This window comes from Promicromonospora iranensis (assembly GCF_028994805.1).
GTDB lineage: Bacteria > Actinomycetota > Actinomycetes > Actinomycetales > Cellulomonadaceae > Promicromonospora > Promicromonospora iranensis.
The window spans coordinates 211326-233492 of the sequence record NZ_JAJQQP010000006.1 but is presented as its reverse complement, the minus strand read 5'-3'; the positions used below and the strand labels follow the sequence as shown (position 1 = coordinate 233492).

Sequence of the window (22167 nt, the reverse complement as noted above, 5' to 3'; positions counted from 1 at the left end):
GACCATCCGCTGGATCACCGTACTGCACGTCAGAACGGCGCCTTCTCGGCGGCCGCTTCCGCCTTCTCGGCGGTCTTCGACACCGCCGGCTTGGTGGCCTTCGAACGTGCGCTGGTCGACTTGGTCGCCTTCGCCGTGGCGGTCGTCCGCGAGGACGAGCTCGCCGCCGCGACGGCGCCTGCGGCCGGTGCGGTCTCTGCGGCAGGTGTCGCCGTGGCGGCGCCCGCACCCTCGACTGCCGGTGCGTCGACCTTCGGGCCCACGCCCAGCTTCTCCTTGACGCGCTTCTCGATGTCGTTGGCGAGGTCGGGGTTGTCCCGGAGGAACGCTCGCGCGTTCTCCTTGCCCTGGCCGAGCTGGTCGCCCTCGTAGGTGAACCACGAGCCCGACTTGCGCACGAAGCCGTGCTCCACGCCCATGTCGATCAGGCCACCCTCGCGGGAGATGCCGTGGCCGTACAGGATGTCGAACTCCGCCTGCTTGAACGGCGGCGCCATCTTGTTCTTGACGACCTTCACCCGGGTGCGGTTACCGACGGCGTCCGTACCCTCCTTGAGGGTCTCGATGCGGCGGATGTCGAGACGGATCGACGCGTAGAACTTCAGCGCCTTGCCACCGGTGGTGGTCTCGGGCGAGCCGAAGAACACGCCGATCTTCTCGCGCAGCTGGTTGATGAAGATGGCGGTCGTGCCGGACGAGCTCAGGGCACCCGTGATCTTGCGGAGAGCCTGCGACATGAGGCGGGCCTGCAGACCCACGTGGCTGTCGCCCATCTCGCCCTCGATCTCGGCCTTGGGCGTCAGCGCGGCGACGGAGTCGATCACGATGATGTCGAGCGCGCCGGAGCGGATCAGCATGTCGGTGATCTCCAGCGCCTGCTCACCGGTGTCCGGCTGCGAGACCAGGAGGGCGTCGGTGTCGACACCGAGCTTCTTGGCGTAGTCCGGGTCCAGCGCGTGCTCGGCGTCGATGAACGCCGCGATGCCGCCCTGGCGCTGCGCGCTCGCCACCGCGTGCAGCGCGATGGTCGTCTTACCCGAGGACTCGGGCCCATATACCTCGACGACACGGCCACGGGGCAGGCCACCGATGCCGAGCGCCACGTCGAGGGCGATCGAACCGGTCGGGATCACCTCGATGGGTGCGCGGATCTCGTCGCCGAGGCGCATGACCGAGCCCTTGCCAAAGCTGCGGTCGATCTGGGCGAGGGCCGCTTCGAGGGCCTTGTCGCGATCTGCTGGTGCGGGCATGTGCAACACCTTCGGTTTCAGGGCGCTCTGTGCGCCGGCATGGATGGCTCTGTACGTCGTTGCCGACCGTACGCGGAGCCACTGACACGAACGCCTTCTCCGGCCGCCGCCTGTGGACGACGTTCCGAAATCCGTGTCTGTGGTCAAAGTCTAGCCGAACGCCTGTTCGAGGCAAGGCGCGACACATCGGTGTGTCGCAGGACATCTCGCCGGTCCGGCGACTGTCAGCCCGGGACTCTCGCGTTCACCGCCGCACCGGTTCAGCGGCGGGGCGGCGGTGCCTGCCGGTGCTTGTCCTCGCCCCACCGCTCGGCGTCCGGCACGTCCAGCGCGTCGCACAGCGCATGCCACACGTCGCGCGGCTCGTCGCCCTCGTCCAGCGCGACGGCCGGGGTCCGGCCGTCGAGCGCGGGCAGCACCTGTTCGCGCGCCAGGGCACGCCCGTAGGCAGAGCCGAACACCTCGTCGATCAGCTGCCAGAAATCCCGTTCGCGCACCCGTCAACCCTACGTCGCCCCTGGCCCGCCCTGACAACCAGCCCATGTCAGTGGTCAGGGACAGAATGGGTCCATGCCCACGCCCGACGACCCGCTCTCCCGGTTCGGACCTGCCACCCGCGCCTGGTTCACCGGGGCGTTCGCACAGCCCACCGCCGCCCAGGCCGGCGCGTGGGAAGCCGTCGCCCGCGACCAGCATGCGCTGGTGGTCGCGCCGACCGGGTCCGGCAAGACGCTCGCGGCGTTCCTCTGGTCGATCGACCGGATCATGCACGCTCCCCCGCCCGAGGACCGGGCCCACCGCTGCCGCGTGCTGTACGTGTCGCCGCTCAAGGCCCTCGCCGCCGACGTGCAGCGCAACCTGCGTTCCCCGCTCACCGGCATCCGCCAGGCGGCGGCCCGGGACGGCGTGGAGGTCCCGGACGTCACGGTCGGCATGCGCACCGGTGACACGCCCGCGAGCGAGCGGCGCTCGTTCGCCACCCGTCCCCCGGACATCCTCGTCACGACCCCGGAGTCGCTGTTCCTCATCCTCACCTCGTCGGCCCGCGCCGGTCTCGCCGGGGTGGAGACCGTGGTGCTCGACGAGATCCACGCCGTCGCGGGCACCAAGCGCGGCGCCCACCTGGCGCTCAGCCTGGAACGCCTCGACGCGCTCCTCGACCGGCCCGCGCAGCGGATCGGCCTGTCCGCCACGGTGCGCCCGGTGGACGCCGTCTCGCGGTTCCTCGGTGGCGGACGGGCCGACAGCTCGGCACGTGAGGTGGCCGTCGTGCAGCCGCCGTCGCACAAGGAGTGGGCGATCGACGTCGTCGTGCCGGTCCCTGACCTCGCGGACCTCGACAGCGCGCCTGCCACCGGCCCGTCCGACGCCACGCCCTCCCCGGGTGACGACGAGGTCGACCTCTCGGGCGAGGCCACGCGGCCGCTGCGCCGGGCCTCGGTCTGGCCGCACGTCGAGGAACGGGTGGTCGACCTCGTGGCCGACCACACCTCGACCATCGTCTTCACCAACAACCGGCGAGGGGCCGAACGCCTGACGGCCCGCATGAACGAGGTGTGGGCGCAGCGCCAAGGCCTGGAGATCGCCGACCCGGCAAGCACGTGGGCCGCCCTGGTGCCCGGCCAGTCGGGCACCAGCGCGGGCCTTCCCCGGCCAGCACCCGGACAGCGCGGCATGCCCGAGGCCGTGCCCGGCCGGGACGCCACCGGTCAGGGCGAGACGGTCCTGGCGCGCGCCCACCACGGTTCGATGAGCCGCGCGGAGCGCACCCGCACCGAGACGGAGCTCAAGGAGGGCAGGCTGCCCGCGGTGGTCGCCACGTCGTCCCTGGAGCTCGGCATCGACATGGGCGCGGTGGACCTCGTGGTCCAGGTCGGGGCACCGCCGTCCGTGGCGAGCGGGCTGCAGCGCATCGGCCGTGCCGGGCACCAGGTGGGCGCGGTGTCCAAGGGCATCGTCTTCCCGCTGTTCCGCGGTGACCTCGTGCCGGCCACCGTCATCGCCCAGCGCATGCGCGCCGGCGAGATCGAGCACATGCACGTCCCCGCCAATCCCCTCGACGTCCTGGCGCAGCAGATCGTGGCGGCCCTCGCGGTCGACGACTGGGCCGAGGACGACCTGCTGGCCCTCGTCCGCCGGGCCGCACCGTTCGCGCACCTCGGCGATGCCACCTGGCGAGCCGTGCTCGACATGCTCGCCGGCCGCTATCCCAGCGAGGACTTCGCGGAGCTGCGGGCCCGCATCACCTGGGACCGTGCGACGGGCATGCTGCGGGGGCGGCCCGGCGCGCTGCGCCTGGCCGCCACGAGCGGCGGCACCATCCCGGACAAGGGCGCCTACGGCGTCTTCCTCGCCACCGACGCGCCCGACGGCGGCGCACCCGGCGACGCCCTCACCGATGCCGTGACCGGTGGGTCCGCCCGCATGCGCGGCGGCAAGCGGGTCGGGGAGCTCGACGAGGAGATGGTCTACGAGTCCCGGGTGGGTGACACGTTCACGCTCGGGTCGAGCACCTGGCGCATCCAGGAGATCACCACCGACCGGGTACTGGTCACCCCGGCTCCCGGTCTGCCCGGACGCCTGCCGTTCTGGAAGGGCGACGCGCAGGGCCGGCCGGCCGAGCTCGGGCGGGCGGTGGGCGCCTTCGTCCGCGAGGCCGACGCAGCCCTGGCCGCCGACCCCGAGGCCGGACGCAAGCACCTGCGCGAGGCCGGGCTCGACGCCTGGGCGGCGGACAACCTGGCCGCCTACCTCACCGAGCAGCGACTGGGTACGGGGCGCGTGCCCGACGACCGGACAGTCGTCGTGGAACGGTTCCGCGACGAGCTCGGCGACTGGCGCGTGGTGATCCACTCGCCGCTCGGCGCACGGGTGCACGCGCCGTGGGCCCTCGTGATCTCCGCCCGGCTCAGAGCCCGGTTCGGCCTCGATGTCGCCGCCATGCACTCGGACGACGGCATAGTGCTGCGGCTGCCCGACTCCGGCGGCGGCTGGGACGGCGACCCGTGGGGCATGGGCGCCGCCGGACCCGAGGGCGGCGACTCCGGTGCGCAGCCCGAGCAGGCCGAGCACACCCCTGGCCGGGTCACGCTCGAGGACCTGTTGCTGGACCCGGACGAGGTGCTCGGTGCGGTCCGTGACGAGCTGGGCTCGTCGGTGATGTTCGCGGCCCGGTTCCGCGAGGCGGCGGCTCGGGCGCTCCTGCTCCCCCGGCGCCGGCCCGACAAGCGGCAGCCCTTGTGGCAGCAGCGTCAGCGGTCGGCCCAGCTGCTGGAGGTGGCCAGCCAGTTCCCCGACTTCCCGATCGTGCTGGAGGCCGCCCGCGAGTGCCTGCAGGACGACTTCGACGTCACCGCGCTGGCCGACCTCATGCGTGCGATCGCTGCCGGCGGCGTCCGGGTCGTGGAGGTCACGACACCGACCCCTTCACCGTTCGCCCAGTCGCTCCTGTTCGGCTACACGGCCCAGTTCCTGTACGACGGCGACGCGCCGCTGGCCGAGCGCCGCGCCGCCGCCCTGTCGCTCGACCCGGAGCTCCTCGCCGAGCTGCTCGGTGAGCAGGGCTCGGCCGACCTGGCAGACCTCCTGGACCCCGGCGCCGTGGAGCGCACCGAGGCCGAGCTGGCGGGCCTGGCACCGGACCGCCAGGCCCGTGACGCGGAGGGCCTGTGGGACCTGCTCCGGCGGACCGGACCGCACCCGCTCGACGCGCTGGAGGCTCGCACCCGCGAGGAGGCCCGGCACGCCGTGGAGCACTGGCTCGACGAGCTCGAGGCCACCCGCCGCGTGATCCGCGTCCGGTTCGCCGGTGTCGAGCAGTGGGCCGTCGCCGAGGACGCGGGACGTCTGCGCGACGCGCTCGGCGTGGCGCTCCCGGTGGGCATCCCGGAGACGTTCACCGAACCCGTGCCGGACCCGCTCGGCGACCTCCTGCGCCGGCACGCCCGCACGCACGGGCCGTTCGGCGCCGTCGCGGTGGCCCAGCGGTTCGGGCTGGGCGTCGCGATCGTCGCGCACGGGCTGGCCCGGCTGGAGGCCGACGGCGTGCTCGCACGCGGGAGCCTGCGCCCCGGCTCGCTCGGAGGCACGGGTGACGAGTGGTGTGACCCCGGGGTCCTTCGCCTGCTCCGACGGCGGTCGCTGGCGGTGCTGCGGGCCGAGGTGGAGCCCGTCGAGCAGGAGGCCCTCGGTGCCTTCCTGCCCCGCTGGCAGAACGTCTCCACGGGTCTGCTCCGCGGCGCGGACGGTCTCGTCCAGGCGATCGAGCAGCTCGCGGGTGCTGCCGTCCCCGCGTCGGCCCTGGAGACACTGGTCCTGCCCGCACGCGTGACCGACTACTCCCCCGCCCTGCTCGACGAGCTGACGGTCGCCGGGGAGGTGCTGTGGGCCGGACACTCGCGCCTGCCCGGCTCCGGCGGCGGGGACGGCCTGGTCTCCCTCCACCTGGCCGACGGCGCCCCGCTCACCCTGCCCTCGCTCGAACCGGTCGAGGAGGAGGGCCCGATCGACTCCGAGCTGCACCGGGCGGCGCTGGACCTGCTGACCGGCTCCGGCGGCTTCTTCCTCCCCCGGGTCGCCGAGCTCACCGGCGCCGAGCCGGAGGCCGTGCTCGAGGTGCTGTGGGACCTCGTCTGGGCCGGGCAGGTCACCAACGACGGGCTGGGTGCCCTCCGGGAACGGGTCAGCGGCGCCGGCGCCCATCGCGCACCGCGGACGGCCGCGCGCGCCCGGCCGGTGCGGCGGTCACGGTTCGCCGTGTCGCCGGGGCGGCCCGCCTCGGCCCTGCGGGCCAGCGCCTCCGTCCCGGGAGGCGGAGGCCGCTGGGCGGCCCTCCCGACGAGGGAGGCCGACCCGACCGTGCGGGCCCACGCGCTGACCCAGGTGCTGCTCGAACGACACGGCGTCCTCACGCGCTCCGGTGCGGCGGCCGAGGGGGTCGGCGCGGGCTACCGCGACGTGTATCGCGTGCTGTCCGGCCTGGAGGAACGCGGGGCAGTGCGCCGCGGATACTTCGTCGAGCACCTGGGCGGCTCGCAGTTCGCGCTGCCCGGCGCCGTCGACCGCCTGCGGGTCGACGCGCAGGACCGCACCCGGATCGTCGAGGCCGAGCTGGAGGTCGCCGAGCGGACAGCGGCGGTAGCGACCGCCACGGGCGCCAGCAGCACGAGCGGCGCGGTGGTCCTGGCCGCGATGGACCCCGCCAACCCGTACGGTGCGGCGCTCGCGTGGCCGCCGGGGCCGGCATCGGACGGCACGCCCTCCGGGACGGCCGCCGGCGGGTCCGGGAGCTCGGTGGGCACCATGTCCGCCGGCACCGGGCTCGTCGTCGACCAGGCCGCGGAGCGAGGCCCGGCCACGGACGGGAGCTCCGGGAACAGGCACGTCACGGCGCACCGGCCCGGGCGCAAGGCCGGCGCCGTCGTCGTACTCACCCACGGCGACCTCACGCTGTTCGTCGAGCGAGGTGGGCGCACGGTGCTGTCGTTCACCCAGAGCCCCGCGCGGCTCGCGGTCGCCGCCGCCGCACTGGCCCGCACGGTGCGCGAAGGCCGCCTGGGCCGTCTCGTGGTCCAGCGGGTCGACGGCATACCCGCCCTGGAGGCCGCGCGGCACCAGCCGGTGGCACGCGCGCTCGTGGAGGCGGGCTTCGCGGTCACCCCACGAGGCCTGCGGATCTCGACTCGCTGATCAGGAACGCCGGCTCGTCCGCCGGGTACCCGGCGATCTCGGGCTCCGCAGTCGGGCTCTCCCGGTCGATCGTGGCGGCGAGCAGGAACAGGAAGCCGATCATGATCACGAACCCGACGCGTTCGATGAGCCCGAACGCCATGACCCCGGAATCGGCGAAGAAGACCAGCGAGAGGTGCACCACGAGGAACAGCGCGACCACCACGCCCAGGGCCGTGGCCGCCGACCGCAGACCCCGCGGGAGCGCCGATCGGGGCTGCCGGATCGACCGCTCAAGACTCAGCCCGACGATCGGCAGCACACAGAACGCCGCCGCGGCGCTGACGCGGTGCACCGTGGCGGAGAACGTCGCCGGTGTCCCGGGCGGGTCGGTCGGGAACGCGCCGACCAGGACCATCGCCACGGCGAAGAGGATCATCGCGACGGCGGGGACCGGACCGACCGCCAGGCCGGAGCGATACATCCGGACCGTGAGGATCAGGCCGAGCGCCGCCAGGATCAGACCGCCGGCCAGGATCAGCTCGCCGCCGCCGGGCACGAAGGCGTACCAGCTGATCGGGTCGAGGACCGGGTCGACGACCGACGCGCCCACCACGTGCGCGGCGACCATCGGCAGCAGGGCCGTCGCGCCGAACCAGCCGACGGTCCGCGTGCTGCGCGGGTCTCCGGGCACAGGCGGCACGTCAAGGTGTCTCTCCAGGTCAGCAGCAGCGACGGTCATGAGACTAGGGTCCTGGAGCGGACGCGCGGAAACCATCAGTTTTACCCCTGATCGCGCCCTGATCTTTCCGCGGGCGATCCCTGATACGGCATGGACGACCGTCCGGACGGAAGCCGGACAGGCCGTGTCGGGTGGGTGATATGCCGCTTGTGCGGCGTACCTCGGCCCTGGCGCACACTACGCTGAAGCCCGACGACGAGGGGAGCATACGTGCCAGAAGGCGATGTGCTACGCCTCACCGCCGAGCGCCTCACCGCGGCGCTCCGCGGTCTTCCCCTCGTGCGAGCCGAGCTGCGCTGGCCCAGCGCGGGCGCTGCGGACCTGACGGGTGCCACGGCACTGGAGACCAGCGCGTACGGCAAGCACCTGCTGACCCGGCTCGACGACGGGCGCACGCTCCACACGCACCTGCGCATGGAGGGGACGTGGAAGGTGCACCGCACCGGCTCGCGCGACGCGTCGGCGCGGAATCCCGCGATCCGTGCGGTGCTCGCCACCGACGCCTGGACCGCTACCGGGTGGCACCTCGGGATGCTCGACCTGCTGCGCACGCACGACGAGCAGCGGATCCTCAACGGGCTGGGGCCGGACGTGCTCGGCGTCGACTTTCCCACCACGGGACTGTCGGAGGCGGCGGTGCGGCTCGGCCGGGAGCCCGACCGGCCGTTGTGCGTCGCCCTGCTGGATCAGCGCACCGTCGCGGGCATCGGCACCATCTGGATGGCCGAGTCACTGTTCGCGCGGCGCCTGTTCCCGTGGACGCCGGCCGGGGCCCTCGCCGAGGATGAACGGGACGACCTGCTCCGCACCGCCCGCAGGCTCATGGAGCGCAGCGTGGCTGTGGGCCGGGCGCGCGGTCTGGGCGCCGTGGAGATGCATGTTCACGGCCGGGCCGGCCGGCCGTGCCACCGGTGCGGCACCCCGGTCAGCGTCGGCTCGGCGAACGAGAAGCCTTACGAACGTCCGGTGTTCTGGTGCTCGACCTGCCAGGCACCGACCGCACGCTAGACCAGCCGGCACGACAGGCCAGCCGGCACGACGGCGGGACAGGCTCGCGGCGGGACAGGACTGGGGCGGGACATCAGGTACGTGATGTCCCGCCCCAGCCGTGGTCGTTCTGCCTTGCCAGAAGTGCTGCCTTGCTGCCCGCCGGCTGTCAGCCGACAGGTGCGAGGTCCGACTGCGCGACGTCCCGCCGCGCTGCGGTCCGGTCGCCTCCCCTGGCGAGGAGTCCCGCGACGAAGTCCGCCGGGATCGTGTCGGGGATCTGGAAACCTTCGGCCACCGCTACGCGGTCGCTCACCTCACGCAGGACCAAGGACAGCGGCACGTCGAGCGCCTCGCAGATGGAGCCCAGCAGCTCGGACGACGCCTCCTTCTGCCCTCGCTCCACCTCACTGAGGTAACCCAGCGACACGCGCGCCGCCGACGAAACCTCGCGCAGGGTGCGCCCCTGACGCTGCCGCGTGTCACGCAGCACGTCTCCGATTTCTCGCCGTAGTACGACCATCTCGCGCCCCCTTTCAGTGCCTGTCCCTGAACTCACGCCCTGCCCTACCTGGACCGGACGCGTCTTGCGTGTGGTGCGTGCTCCGTGCGTGGAGTTCGTTCTACCGTACCCCGCGCTCGAAGAGTTCTTGCGCCGGCTCCGGGTGGTCGGCCTGTTCATGATCACACCGGGACAACGTCGTGGATATGAGCCTTGTTCCCGAACGGCATCCGCGTCAAGTCCTGTGCAAGATTAAACCAAGAAGTTTCACTTGTCTGTAACTTCAGGAAATATCTTCGAGGGTGTGTCGCGATTTTCACCCGGCGACTCGCTGACGAGCGCCCATGCCAGCTCGAGCGCCCCACGCGCGGCGTCGGCGATCACCTGGGACCGATCGCCGTCGAGGTCCAGCCGGTGCACCTCGGACGCTACCGGGGTGCTCACTGCGACGAAAACCACACCCGGCTCTTGACCATCCTGCGGGTCAGGTCCTGCGACCCCGGTCGTCGCGAGGCCCACGTCGGCACCCGTGGCGGTACGCGCCCCGGCCGCCATCTGAGCGGCGACCGCCTCGTCGACGGCGCCGCGCTCGGCGAGCAGGTCGGCGTCCACACCGAGCAGCTCGGCCTTCAGGTCCGTCGCATAGGCGACGACGCCGCCGCGCAGCACCCGCGACGCGCCCGGCACCGAGACGAGCGCCGCCGTGACGAGGCCGCCCGTCAGCGACTCGGCCACGCCGATGGTCCAGCCCCGTGCGGCCGCTTCCGCGAGCAGACGAGGCGCGGTCATACGCTCCGCATCCTGGCTCGGGCGTCGCGACGGATCTTCCAGCCCTGGTACACGTACTCGATGCCGGTGACGACGGTCAGCACGAACGCAGCCATCAGCACGATCCAGGCGAGCACCGTGAACCACTCGAAGCCGTCACGCGGCAGCAGGAACATCGAGATCGCCACGGACTGCAGCACGGTCTTGAGCTTGCCGCCCCGCGACGCCGGCATCACCTCGTACTTGAGCATGCCCATGCGCATGAACGTGATGCCGAGCTCGCGCACCAGGATCACCACCGGGATCCACCACGGCACCTCGCCGAGCGGGATCCAGAGCAGGATCAGGGCGGCGCCGATGAGCAGCTTGTCCGCTATCGGGTCGAGCAGCTTGCCCAGATCGGTGATGAGACCGCGCGACCGGGCCAGGTAGCCGTCCACCTTGTCCGACACCGCCGCGACCACGAAGATCGCCGTCGCCACGAGCCGCCACGTGGTGTCGTCCCCACCTTCGACGAGAAGTGCCCAGGCGAAGAACGGGACCATGGCGATGCGAATCATCGTGACGAAGTTCGCAATATTCCAGGGCGACGGAGCGTCGTTGACCATTGCTCAAGCCTAACTGCGGTTCACCTGCGGCCCGACCGCCTCCCGCGCCGAATGCTCGCCACCGTGGCCGACCTGCCATAACATCCGGGGGGTGACCTCCGCCCGCGTCCTGCGGTTCCTCTCGTCCTCTGCACTGACCTGGGTCCTCCTCGCCACGGCCGCAGGCTGCACGCCGGCCCCCGGCCCGGTCACCGCGCCGAGCACTACCCGCGCCGGCGACACGAGCGCCACCCCCGCGCAGAGCGAGCCGACGACGCCGTCCGCCACCCCCGCCCGCCCGCAGCCGGACGTCGAGCTCACCCTGCTCGCCGGGGGCGACATCCTGCCCCACGGGCCCGTGAACGACTCCGCCACCAGGCCCGACGGCATCGACTACTCCCCGCTGCTGTCGGGACTCGACCGGTGGGTCAGCTCGGCGGACCTCGCACTGTGCCACCTGGAGGTACCCGTCGCCCCGCCTGGCGTGGAGCCGTCGGGCTACCCCGTGTTCGCAGCGCCCCGGGAGCTGGTCCGCGACCTGGGCGAGCAGGGCTGGGACGGCTGTTCCACGGCGTCGAACCACTCGGCCGACGCCGGGTACGACGGCATTACGGCGACGCTCGGTGCGCTCGACCAGGCCGGGATGGGCCATGTCGGGACCGCGCGGGACCGACGGGAGGCACGCAGGCCCCAGTACTACGAGCTGCACCGGGGCGACCGGACGGTCACCGTCGCCCACCTGGCCACGACGTACGGCCTGAACGGCCTCACGCCTCCCCGCGGCGACTGGTCGGTGGACGTCGTCGACACCGGGCGGATCGCGAAGCAGGCGCGGGCGGCCCGGGCCGCCGGTGCGGACCTCGTCGTGGTGAGCCTGCACGACGGCCATGAGTACGTCACCGAGCCCACCCCGCACCAGCAGGACGTGACTCGCGCGCTGGCTCGCTCCCGTCAGGTGGACCTCGTGATCGGCCACCACGCCCACGTACCGCAGCCGATCACCCGCCTGCGCGGTGGCCCGGAGGGTGACGGGATGTGGGTCAGCTACGGCCTCGGCAACCTGCTCTCCAACCAGGGGCCGGGCTGCTGCGGCGGAACCGCGTCCGCCGTCGGGCTCCTGCTGGTCGCGGACGTCGTACAGCCCCCGGAGGGGCGGGCCCGCGTCACCGACGTGCGCTGGGCGGCGACCACGGTCGACCTCGCCGCCGGACACCGTCTGCGGGCCACCCGCGACGCACTCGCGAGGCCGGGCCGTGGCCGGCTCTCCGAGACCGACCTGCGGGAGCGCCTCGAGATCGCGCGGGACGCCGCCGGGACGACCGCGGACGAGCAGCGCCGCCCGTCCCGTCCGGCGGGCGAGCCGCCGCTGGTGGTCCCTCGCGCCCGCTGACCTGTCAGCGCAGCGCCTCGGCGTCGTCGTGGTAGTCGGTGGCCACGGGCGGCATGTGGCCGTCCGTCCCCTCCGCGTACTGGTCGCCGGAGGCACGAGCCCCACCGTCCGCACCCCGGTCAGCCTCCGCCTGGTCGAAGACCTGCGGGGGCTGCTCGCCGCGGATGAGAGCAAGTGCCGAAGGCAGCTCGTCCGCGGACACGAGCACGTCGCGCGCCTTGGACCCTTCCGAGGGGCCCACGATCTCGCGGGACTCCAGCAGGTCCATGAGCCGCCCGGCCTTCGCGAAGCCCACGCGGAGCTTCCGCTGCAGCATGGACGTCGAGCCGAACTGCGTGGTGACCACGAGCTCCGTGGCCTGCAGCAGCAGGTCCAGGTCGTCACCGATGTCCTCGTCGACCTGCTTCTTCGCCGCGGCGGGCGCCGCGACGTCCTCGCGGTACACGGGCTTGAGCTGGCTCTTGACGTGCTCGACGACCTGGTGCACCTCGGACTCGGTCACCCACGCACCCTGCACGCGCATGGGCTTCGCGGCACCCATGGGCAGGAACAGCGCGTCACCCTGCCCGATGAGCTTCTCGGCACCGGGCTGGTCGAGCACCACGCGCGAGTCCGTGACCGACGAGGTCGCGAACGCGAGCCGCGACGGTACGTTCGCCTTGATGAGGCCCGTGACGACGTCGACGGACGGGCGCTGCGTCGCCAGCACGAGGTGGATGCCGGCGGCACGGGCCAGCTGTGTGATGCGCTGGATCGAGGCCTCGACGTCGCGCGGGGCCACCATCATGAGGTCGGCGAGCTCGTCGACCACCACGAGCAGGTACGGGTAGGGCGCGATCTTGCGCTCCGAGCCCGCCGGGGGCTTGACCTTGCCCGCCCGGACGGCGGTGTTGAAGTCGTCGATGTGCTTGTAGCCGAACGTCGCGAGGTCGTCGTACCGCGAGTCCATCTCGCGCACCACCCAGTCGAGGGCCTCGGCGGCCTTTTTGGGGCTGGTGATGATCGGCGTGATGAGGTGCGGGATACCCTCGTAGATCGTGAGCTCCACGCGCTTGGGGTCCACCAGGATGAGGCGCACCTGCTCGGGAGTGGCGCGCATCAGGATCGAGGTGATCATCGAGTTGATGAAGCTCGACTTGCCGGCGCCGGTGGCGCCCGCCACGAGGATGTGCGGCATCTTCGCGAGGTTCGCGACGACGTAGCCGCCCTCGACGTCCTTGCCGACGCCCATCACCATGGAGTGCTCGGTGCGCCGTGCGGCCCCCGAGCGGAGCACGTCACCCAGCACGACGGTCTCGCGGTCGGTGTTCGGGATCTCGATACCGATGGCGGACTTGCCGGGGATGGGCGACAGGATGCGCACGTCCGCGCTCGCCACCGCGTACGCGATGTTGTTGGACAGCGACGTGATGCGCTCGACCTTGGTCTTGGGACCGACCTCGACCTCGTACCGGGTGACCGTCGGTCCGCGGCTGAACCCGCTCACCTTGGCGTCGACGCCGAACTGCTCGAACACGCCCGTGAGCGACTCGACCACCCGGTCGTTGGCGGCCGACCGCGCCTTGTGCGGCGGTCCCTGCACCAGCAGGTCCTCGTCGGGCAGCAGGTAGACCGTGTCGCCCTCCAGCATGGGCTGCACGCCGCGCGGCATCGGCTCGCCGCCCTGCGGTGGCCGGGGCCCGTCGGCCGCCTTGCCGGGCTCGGCGTCCGACCTCAGGACGCCGGGGCCGATGGCGGGCGCGCCGGTGACCTTGCCCGCCGACTCGCCGGTCGGGATGCGCTGCGTCATGAGCTTGCCCGCCTTGGCGGCCCGCTCGGCGGCCTCGACCTCTGCGGCCTTCTCGAAGGCCTCGTCACCCACGAAACCGGCGAGGCGCTCCTTCTCGGCGGCGATCTCCTGCTTGGTGCGGCGCTTGCGGCGCTTCGTACCCGTGGCGGCACCGTCGTGCGGCGAGACGCCCTCGGCCAGCGCGAGCCCGTCCTCGTCGGTGGCTGACGGCTCGCCGTGGTTGCCCGTCAGCCGGTCGTACAGGCCGCGCAGGCGGGCCGGGATCCGGTGCACCGGTGTCGCCGTCACGATCAGGACGCCGAAGAACCCGGCCAGGATGTACAGCGGGATCGCGAACCACTGCGTCAGTCCGGTGACCACCGGTGTCGCGAAGAGGAAACCGATCACGCCGCCGGCGTCCTGCACCGGCGTGAAGCCCTCGGCGGGCGAGGGCAGGTCGGCGCTGATGTGCACGAGGGAGCACGTGGCGACCACCAGGAAGCTGAGTCCGATCGCCACCCGGCCGTTCTGCTGGGCGCGCTCGGGATGGCGCATGACGCGGAACGCGAGCCACACGAGCAGCACGGGCAGAGCCACGCCGGCGATGCCGAACGTGCCCGCCACCACGGCGTGCACGCCGTCGCCGAAGGCGCCGTCGATGCCCCACCACTCGCGCGCGGCGACGATCACCGCCACCGCGAGCAGCGCGAAGCCGACGCCGTCGCGCCGGTGGTCCGGTTCCAGTTCCTGCCCTCCCTGCTGCTCTGCCTTCTGCGTGCCCCGGTCCGACGTGTCCTGTGCCGTCCGCGGCCCGGCGGCCCGTGTGGCGCCGCCCACGGCGTGCGCCATGCCCATCCACATCCCGCGCAGCGCACGGACCGGCCATGGTGGGCGGGACGGCGCGGACGCAGCCTTGGACGCCGGGCGGGTAGCCCCCCGGCGCTGTGTCGATCGCTTCGACGCTGCGGCCTTGGGCCTGGCGCTCTTCGCGCCCTGCCCGGATCCCTTCCCGGAACTTCGCCGGGCCGACGTGCGGGTCGCCATGATGTCGCCACCGTAACCGGCGACGACGGCCCCGCCCAGGACGTCTCGCGGTGTGTCCCGGACCGGGCCGTTGTCCGGTGTGTTGCGCTATGCCCGCTAGGCGGATCAGCCGGCAGGCTCGGCCGGCAGGCGCAGCGACTCAGCCCAGGAGCAGCCCCACCGCCAGCATCACCACACCGGCGGCCAGGACCGTCGCCCCGACCGGGAGCAGGACCACGGCGCGGCCGGGCGTCGTCCGCCCCTCTCCCATCGCGGAGAGGAAGAACCCGGCCGGCATCAGGATCGCCGCCCACAGGACACCGGTGGCGGCCAGCCAGTGCGCGAACCCGGTCAGGTTCGTCGCCTCCGCCAGGAGGACGCAGAGCAGCCCGAGGATCACCAGCACGCCCGCGTGGGCGTGGCCCGCCCGGTAGAAGCTCTTCTGCAGGTCGGTTGTGACCAGCCTGCCGCCGAAGACCTTGAGCAGGAAGAACCCGCCCGACTCGACCCCCACGACGGTCAGCAGCACGATGCCCGCTGTGATGCGGGCCGGATCCGAGAGCTCGAGCACGACGTCCTCCAGGGACTAGATGGTGGATGGTTTCGTAACACTGTTATCAAACAACGTTCGCAAACTGGCGTCAAGGCTTCTACACTCACGGCATGGCTCGACCACGACTGCACGACGACGCCCTGCGCACCCGGCTCCTCGAGGTCACGTCGCGGGTGATCTCGTCGGACGGCGAGAGCGCCGTCACCGTGCGCAGGGTCGCCGCCGCGGCGGGCACGAGCGCCTCCGCGGTCTATGCGCTGTTCGGCTCGCGCGAGGCACTGGTCGAGGCGGTCGGCGACGAGGGGTTCCGACGCTTCGCCGAGCACCTGGCCGCCGTCGGCCAGGGCCAGGACCCGGCGGAGGACCTGCGCGCCCTCGGCGGCGCCTACCGCACGTTCGCCCTCGCGGACCCGCACTTCTACCGCGTCATGTTCTACCGCGCGGTGTCACCGGCCGACCGCGATCCGGCGCCCGCCGTCGACCGCCCCACCTTCCGGGTGCTGCACGACGCCGTCGGCAGGGTTCTCGCCGGCGCGCCGGCCGAGCGCGTGCTGAGTGCCGCCGTCGGCCTGTGGGGGCTGGTGCACGGCCTGGTGTCGCTCGAGCTGGCCGGGCTGCTGCCGGGCGACGAGAGGGCACGCGCGGCGGCGTTCGACCAGGCCGCCGGAACGGTCGGGCGTGCGCTGCTCGCACCCTGACACCGGGCGACGGCCGGCGAGCGGTAGCTCAGCCGTCCGCCAGACGCCAGGCCTCGACGTCGGCCAGGTGCGCCGCGACCCGGTCCGGGGGCAGGAACGACCCGCGGAACGACGCCGCGGCGAGCGCCGCCCGCTGGTCCCGGGTGAGGCCGAACGCGGCGGTGACCGCGTCGTCGACGTCGTCCACGTAGGCACCGAAGTACGGCGGGTCGTCGGAGTTGATGCTGACGAGCATGCCCGCCTCGATCATCGCGGGCAGCGGGTGCTCGGCCAGGGCAGGGACGGCGCGCAGCCGCACGTTGGAGACCGGGCACACGGTGAACGGGACCTGCTCCGCCACGACGCGCGCGACGAGCTCCGGGTCCTGGACGACGGCGATGCCGTGGTCGATCCGCTCGGCGTGCAGGAGGTCGAGGGCGTCCCGGACGTTCTGCGCCGGGCCCTCCTCCCCCGCGTGGGCGGTGCGCCGGAGCCCGGCCTCCTCCGCGCGCGCGTAGACGTCCCGGAACGGCCCGGGTGGGTAGCCGATCTCCGCGTTGTCCAGCCCGATGCCCACGATCGGCGCGTCCATCGCGAGCAGCCGCTCCAGGATGTCGAGCGCCTCGGCGCTGTCGCGGTCGCGGTGGAACGCGGCGATGAGCAGGGTCGTGACGCCGTGCTCGACCTCGCTGCGCCGCAGGGCGCCGGCGATGCCGTCGACGACGGCCTCCAGCGGCACGCCGCGCACGAGGTGCGCCTGCGGGTCGAAGCTGATCTCCGCGTGGCGCACCCCGGCCCGGGCCGCGCGCGTCAGGTAGGCGCTGGTCAGGTCGGCGAAGTCGGCCTCGTTGCGGAGCACCGACATGGCCGCCGAGTACAGGTCGAGGAAGGACCGCAGGTCCTCGAACTCGTAGGCGGCCCGCAGGCTCTCCGGGTCGGGATACGGCAGCCCGACGCCGTTGCGGGCCGCCAGCTCGAACGCCAGGTCCGGTTCCAGCGTGCCCTCGACGTGCACGTGCAGCTCGGCACGAGGTGGCCGTGTCGACGGAGCGGGAGTGGTCATGCCGGGGAGATTAGCTCCCGTCGCCGCCCCTGTCAGAACCCGGCGAGCTGTTCCTGGGCCCTGGTGGTCTCACGCACGATCCGGACCCAGTAGATGAACGCGATGGTCAGCGCGACCGCCGCGACGGAGCGGGCGATGACCTCGGCGTCGACCCAGATCGAGGTGAGGACGTGCAGGCCGGACAGCAGCCAGAGGGTCCACCACAGGCCCAGGGCGACCCGACGCTGCCCGCCGGGCACGACTGCGCCGCGGATGTCGCGGACCACCTGGTAGGGGACCCAGAGGAACGCCACGGGGACCAGCCAGCCGAGCCAGGTCCAGGCCCGCCCGTGGGCGAACCGCGCAGCGGGGTCCGCGGCCTCGGCGAACGTCCGGCTGGCCTGCAGCCAGACGCAGGCGGCGACGTACGCGGCCAGGCCGAACAGGACGGTCACGGTGCCGCCGTTGGGGTCCACCCGGAGGCCCAGGCCGACGTCGATACCGGCGGACTCGCCCCGGTCGCCGGTGACGAGCAGGATCGCCAGGCCGGCCAGCTCGACGAAGAGCATGCAGCACGCGGCGACGATCGTCCCGACCGCCAGGCCGGCGGGTGGCTCGGGCAGTGGCTTGCCGGGCGCCCGGCGGCGTGCGGGCGGGTACGCCTGGTCGACGGGTACTCGCGGCTGCCCGGCGACGGGCGTGTGCTGCGCGGTGTGCTGCCCGGTGCGCGCGCCGGAGTAGTGCTCGGGGTACTGAGGCTCGGCGTACGGGGACTGCGGGTGCGCGGGGCTGCCCAGCTGCTCCGGGTAGGGCTGGCGGCCCTGGGGCGAGCCGGGCTCTGCCCAGCGGGCGGCACCGTTCTGGTGGGGAGTTCGCGGATCGGACATCAATGGCCTCCGGTGTGTTCCCGCCACCGTACTCACACCGCTATGTCCGGTACCCACCAGTTGAGGGTGAACCCGCGTCGACTGATCGGGACCGGGTGCACGGACGGGGACTTTCCTGGGGACTGTCAGAGGGCGCCACTAGCATTTCGCACACCATGACGACGCAAGAGACCTCTGCGGAATCACCGCACACTTTTCAGGTAGACCTCCGTGGGCTGGTCGATCTGCTGTCCCAGCACCTGTACGCCAGCCCACGGGTGTACGTGCGCGAGCTGCTGCAGAACGGGGTCGACGCCATCACGGCGCGACGCGCCCTCGACCCCGACGCACCGGGCACGGTGCGGATCGAGGCGACCGGGTCGGCGCTGCGGGTCACCGACTCGGGCGTCGGCCTCAGCGAGCCTGAGGTGCACGAGCTGCTGGCCACGATCGGGCGCAGCTCCAAGCGGGACAACCTCCGGGAGGCGCGCAAGGAGTTCCTCGGCCAGTTCGGCATCGGCCTGCTGGCCTGTTTCGTCGTGGCCGAGAACATCCGGGTGGTGAGCCGCTCGGCGCGCACCCCGGACGCGCTGCCCGTGGAGTGGGTCGCCCGCGGCGACGGCTCGTACACGGTCCGCACGCTGGCGGCGTCCGAGCACCCCGAACCCGGTACGACGGTGGACCTGGTGGCCCGCCACGGGAGCGAGCAGTGGTTCGAGGCGGCCACGGTGGCCGGCCTCGCGGCGGACTTCGGGGCGCTGCTGCCCTACGACGTCCGGGTGGGCGACGAGCCCGTCACCGGTCGGAGACCACCGTGGGAGTACGAGCACACCGGCCCCACGGCGCGGGCCGCGGCCCTGTCGGCATACTGCCAGGACACGTTCGGCTTCGCGCCGCTGGACTCCATCGAGCTCGACCTGCCGCTGGTCGGTATCCGGGGCGTCGCCTACGTGCTGCCCGGAGTCGTCAGCCCGGCGCAGCGTGGCGGGCACCGCGTTCATCTCAAGGGGATGCTGCTCACCGACCGCGCGGAGACCCTGCTGCCCGACTGGGCGTTCTTCGTGCGCTGCGTGCTCGACACCGACTCGCTGCGTCCCACGGCCAGCCGTGAGCAGCTCTACGAGGACGAGACGCTGGCCGCGGTGCGGGACGCGCTCGGGGACCGGGTCCGCGGCTGGCTCGCGCAGCTCGCGACCACGTCGCCGGAGCGCCTGCGGCGCTTCCTGGCCGTGCACCACCTGGGTGTCAAGGCTCTCGCGCTGCACGACGCCGACGTGCTCCGCACCATGCTGCCGTGGCTGCCCTTCGAGACGTCCGAGGGAGAGCTCACGCTCGACGACCTCGCGCGTCGGCACCGGACCGTGCACTTCACCCGCACGGTGGACGAGTTCCGGCAGGTGTCCGCCATCGCGGCGGCGCAGGGCATGGCCGTCGTCAACGGCGGCTACACGTACGACGCGGCGCTGGTCGAGGCGCTGCCACACGTCCGGCCCGGAGTCACCGTGGAGGAGCTGGACGCGTCGGTGGTGACGGCGCACCTGGACCACCTCGACCCCGCGGCCGAGCTCGCGCTGGCGCCGTTCCTCGCCACCGCCCGCGCTCGGCTCGACCCGCTGGACTGCGACGTCGTCGTGCGTGCGTTCCACCCCGCGGCCCTGGCCGCCGTCCACCTGGACGACCGGTCCGCCCGCCACGAGCGTGCCCGGGCCGACGCCGAGGGCCAGGCCGACGACCTCTGGGCCGGGATCCTCGGCTCCCTGCGCGACGAGGCGCCGCGTGCCCGGCTCGTGCTCAACCATCTCAACCCGCTGGTGCGGCGTATCGCCGCACTGCCTGACGCCGACCTCGCCGGCGTGGCGACCGAAGCGCTCTACGGGCAGTCGCTGCTCCAGGCCCGGCGCCCCTTGCGGCCCGTCGACCAGGCGCTCGTGAACCGTGCGTTCGGCGAGCTGCTCGAGTGGGCGACGCCGGCACCGCTGACGGCGCGTGGCGACCAGGCCGACGATTCCCCGGAGACGAACCGATGACCGAGATCACCGACCTGGTGACACTGCAGGCAGCCATCTGGGAGAACCGGCAGCGCCCGCACGGGATCTCTCAGGCGGCAGCCGCCGAGAAGATCCTCGACCGAGCGACGCAGATCGGGCCGCAGGCCGAGGTCAGAGCACTCTTCCATCTGATCAACGCGTACGAGTTCAGCGCGGACCGGCCGAAGGCCCTGGTTCCCTTCGTGCGGGCGCTGCGGCTCTGGGACGAGGACCCGAGCGTCTTCGACCACGCCAGCACACGGTCCCTGTTCTGGGACTTCAAGTGGATGACCACCGGCATGCTCGACCTGCCCCAGGTGCCGCTGGACGCCATCGAGAACTGGCTCGCGGAGATGGACCGCCGCTACCGCCTGGCCGGTCACACCGAGCGGGCCGTGCGGATGTCCGAGTTCTACGTCGCCGACCACGTGGGCGACACCGAGCGGGCCCAGCAGGCGTTCGAGGGCTGGCTCGCGGCCGAGCGCGGCGAGATGGCCGACTGCCACGCCTGCGAGACCGCGCGGCAGGGCGAGTTCTTCGCCGACAACGGTGCCGACACGAAGGCCGTGGAGCACTGGGAACCCGTCCTCGCCGGCCGGCAGACGTGCGCCGAGGAGCCCCACCGGGCGTTGGCGCACTCCTTGCTCCCCCTGGTTCGGCTGGGCCGGCTCGACGAGGCCCGGAGGAACCACCTGCGCGGTTATCCGATGGTCAAGGGCTCCGAGAGCCTGATGCCGTCGGTGGCCAGGCACATCGAGTTCTGCGCGCTCACCGGCAACGAGGCACGCGGGCTCGAGCTCCTGGCCGACACCCCCGCCTACTTCGATGCCGACCGCGAGCCGGAGCCTCGCATGGGCTACCTCGCGGTCACTGCGCTGCTCATGGACCGGCTGGTGGTGCTCGGTCATGGAGGGCTCCAGGTCCCTGGTCCCGCCCACCGCTCCTGGACGGCCGCCGAGCTGGCGCACCACGCGAGGACGGAGGCGCTCGCGCTGGCGGCCCGGTTCGACGAGCGCAACGGCACGACGGCGGTCGGCGAGCGGGTCCGGGCACGCCTGGATGCCGAGCCCTTGCTCGACCGGCTGCCGCTCGGGCTGCGCGCGGTCCTGCCGACGGCCGGACCGCCGGTTCCGGATCCCGCCGCACCGCACCGGACCGCGGCCGACCACAGCCAGGATGCCGAGGCGGACGCGACGGTCATGCCCGCCGGTGTCCGGGAGGCCGTCGACCGGTACAACGCCGCCTGCGAGACCCAGGACCTGGCGGGCATGCGGTCGGGCATGGCGGACGCGATCGACCGGGCCGGCGACACCGCCGCACCCGAGTGGCTCCTGGCGGCACACCTGCAGCTCGCCGAGGTGCTCGCCGCCGACGGCGACCCGGCCGGCGCCGTGCACCACGGGCTCGAGGCAGTGGCCTGGGCGGACCTGGTCGACCGGCCCACCGCCGTCGTCGCCCGGGCACGGCTGGGCGGGTACCTGATGTCCGGTGGCCGCTTCGACGAGGCGGCGCCCGTGCTGGAGCAGGCCCTGGCGGACCTGGACCCCTCCCCCGAGGTGCACGGCGACGGAACGCTGGTGCAGGTGCGCTGGTGGCTCGGCGACTGCGCGACGGCAAGGTACGAGCACGCGGAGGCGGCCCAGCACTGGCTCGCCGCCGCCCAGGTCGCACAGCACTGGCCGGAGCAGGACGACCACGCGGTGCTCGCGAACCTCGCCGCGGAGGCCCTGGACAGGGCCGGCGAGAAGCTGTCCGCAGAGCTGGCGTACGAGCGCGCCGCGGACCTGTGGGCCGGGCTCGGCGACGCCATGCGCCAGATCCGTGCTACCCGGGCGTGGGCGTGGGCCGTGCGGAACCGCGACGTCACGGAGGCGAGCCGCATCATGACCGGGGCGACACGTGCGTGCGAGGCGGCGCTCGCCGACGCGACCGATCCGGACGAGCTGGCCGTGCTGCGGGCAGAGCTCCCCGAGACGCTCGAACAGCATGCCCGCGTGATCGCCGACGAGGACGAGGGCACCTCCCGGTTCGGTGGCCTCTACGAAGGCGCCCTGGAGGAGGCGGCCGAGCTGGCGAGCCGGGCCGAGTCGCTCCTGCGGGAGTCCGACGACGTCGCACGCTGGTGTCGCAGCGCCCTCCTGGCCGCGGAGCTGGCGGTCGAGGCCGGTGGAACCGTCCGAGGCCTGGAGCTCGTCGCGGAGGTGGAGTCAAGGATCCAGGGCGTCGACGAGCTCAGCGGCTTCGGCGGCCACGCCGGCTGGATCCGCGAGCGGGTGACCGCCTGAGCGCGGCGCGCCGCCCGGCCAGGACCCGGTCCG

General features: G+C 72.9%; 16 protein-coding genes. 6 read left to right on the top strand and 10 right to left on the bottom strand.

The window, feature by feature from the left end:
- Positions 1–29 precede the first annotated feature (29 nt).
- Both recA and LUM46_RS12065 read right to left on the bottom strand, forming a co-directional pair.
- Positions 30–1250: a recombinase RecA gene (recA, locus tag LUM46_RS12070; protein WP_274994179.1), complete on the bottom strand. Its 1221-nt coding sequence runs from the start codon at positions 1248–1250 to the stop codon at positions 30–32.
- 260 nt (positions 1251–1510) lie between these two features.
- The gene (locus LUM46_RS12065) at positions 1511–1747 is read right to left on the bottom strand and encodes a DUF3046 domain-containing protein (RefSeq protein WP_274994178.1); all 237 of its coding nucleotides are present in this window, start codon (positions 1745–1747) and stop codon (positions 1511–1513) included.
- A 73-nt stretch (positions 1748–1820) separates the two neighbouring features.
- Between LUM46_RS12065 and LUM46_RS12060 the strand changes: the two genes are divergently transcribed.
- On the top strand, positions 1821–6938 hold the full coding sequence (locus tag LUM46_RS12060) for an Lhr family helicase (RefSeq protein WP_274994177.1): 5118 nt from the start codon (positions 1821–1823) through the stop codon (positions 6936–6938).
- Here LUM46_RS12060 and LUM46_RS12055 read toward each other — a convergent pair.
- Positions 6904–7659 carry a DUF998 domain-containing protein gene (locus LUM46_RS12055; protein WP_274994176.1) on the bottom strand — a complete coding sequence of 252 codons (756 nt, stop codon included), beginning with the start codon at positions 7657–7659 and terminating at the stop codon, positions 6904–6906. The genes LUM46_RS12060 and LUM46_RS12055 overlap by 35 nt on opposite strands.
- Positions 7660–7869: 210 nt before the next feature.
- Here LUM46_RS12055 and LUM46_RS12050 point away from each other — a divergent pair, with 210 nt between their 5' ends.
- Positions 7870–8667 carry a DNA-formamidopyrimidine glycosylase family protein gene (locus tag LUM46_RS12050; protein ID WP_274994175.1) on the top strand — a complete coding sequence of 266 codons (798 nt, stop codon included), beginning with the start codon at positions 7870–7872 and terminating at the stop codon, positions 8665–8667.
- 148 nt (positions 8668–8815) lie between these two features.
- Here the strand turns inward: LUM46_RS12050 and LUM46_RS12045 are convergent, their stop codons facing one another.
- The 3 genes from LUM46_RS12045 to pgsA form a co-directional block, all read right to left on the bottom strand.
- The gene (locus tag LUM46_RS12045; protein WP_129783430.1) at positions 8816–9169 is read right to left on the bottom strand and encodes a helix-turn-helix domain-containing protein; all 354 of its coding nucleotides are present in this window, start codon (positions 9167–9169) and stop codon (positions 8816–8818) included.
- A gap of 246 nt (positions 9170–9415) precedes the next feature.
- On the bottom strand, positions 9416–9937 hold the full coding sequence (locus LUM46_RS12040) for a CinA family protein (protein WP_274994173.1): 522 nt from the start codon (positions 9935–9937) through the stop codon (positions 9416–9418).
- Positions 9934–10524, bottom strand: a complete 591-nt coding sequence (gene pgsA, locus LUM46_RS12035; protein ID WP_274994172.1) for a CDP-diacylglycerol--glycerol-3-phosphate 3-phosphatidyltransferase — start codon at positions 10522–10524, stop codon at positions 9934–9936. The genes LUM46_RS12040 and pgsA overlap by 4 nt, the downstream gene beginning before the upstream one ends.
- A 91-nt stretch (positions 10525–10615) precedes the next feature.
- Between pgsA and LUM46_RS12030 the strand changes: the two genes are divergently transcribed.
- Positions 10616–11893, top strand: coding sequence for a CapA family protein (locus LUM46_RS12030; protein WP_274994171.1), 1278 nt, complete (start codon positions 10616–10618; stop codon positions 11891–11893).
- A 4-nt stretch (positions 11894–11897) separates the two neighbouring features.
- On the opposite strand, the gene LUM46_RS12025 is transcribed toward LUM46_RS12030, so the two are convergent.
- Together LUM46_RS12025 and LUM46_RS12020 are read right to left on the bottom strand one after the other, a co-directional pair.
- The gene (locus LUM46_RS12025; RefSeq protein ID WP_310242949.1) at positions 11898–14510 is read right to left on the bottom strand and encodes an FtsK/SpoIIIE family DNA translocase; all 2613 of its coding nucleotides are present in this window, start codon (positions 14508–14510) and stop codon (positions 11898–11900) included.
- Between the two features lie 334 nt (positions 14511–14844).
- Positions 14845–15255, bottom strand: a complete 411-nt coding sequence (locus LUM46_RS12020) for a hypothetical protein (protein ID WP_274994169.1) — start codon at positions 15253–15255, stop codon at positions 14845–14847.
- Positions 15256–15347: 92 nt separating this feature from the next.
- Here LUM46_RS12020 and LUM46_RS12015 point away from each other — a divergent pair, with 92 nt between their 5' ends.
- The gene (locus LUM46_RS12015; RefSeq protein WP_274994168.1) at positions 15348–15935 is read left to right on the top strand and encodes a TetR/AcrR family transcriptional regulator; all 588 of its coding nucleotides are present in this window, start codon (positions 15348–15350) and stop codon (positions 15933–15935) included.
- 28 nt (positions 15936–15963) lie between these two features.
- On the opposite strand, the gene add is transcribed toward LUM46_RS12015, so the two are convergent.
- Together add and LUM46_RS12005 are read right to left on the bottom strand one after the other, a co-directional pair.
- Positions 15964–16977, bottom strand: coding sequence for an adenosine deaminase (gene add, locus LUM46_RS12010; protein ID WP_274994167.1), 1014 nt, complete (start codon positions 16975–16977; stop codon positions 15964–15966).
- 32 nt (positions 16978–17009) lie between these two features.
- On the bottom strand, positions 17010–17843 hold the full coding sequence (locus LUM46_RS12005) for a DUF4328 domain-containing protein (protein ID WP_274994165.1): 834 nt from the start codon (positions 17841–17843) through the stop codon (positions 17010–17012).
- A 155-nt stretch (positions 17844–17998) separates the two neighbouring features.
- Here LUM46_RS12005 and LUM46_RS12000 point away from each other — a divergent pair, with 155 nt between their 5' ends.
- Together LUM46_RS12000 and LUM46_RS11995 are read left to right on the top strand one after the other, a co-directional pair.
- The gene (locus LUM46_RS12000) at positions 17999–19849 is read left to right on the top strand and encodes an HSP90 family protein (protein ID WP_274994164.1); all 1851 of its coding nucleotides are present in this window, start codon (positions 17999–18001) and stop codon (positions 19847–19849) included.
- On the top strand, positions 19846–22134 hold the full coding sequence (locus tag LUM46_RS11995) for a tetratricopeptide repeat protein (RefSeq protein ID WP_274994163.1): 2289 nt from the start codon (positions 19846–19848) through the stop codon (positions 22132–22134). Before LUM46_RS12000 ends, LUM46_RS11995 begins: the two co-directional genes overlap by 4 nt.
- The last annotated feature ends 33 nt before the right edge of the window (positions 22135–22167 follow it).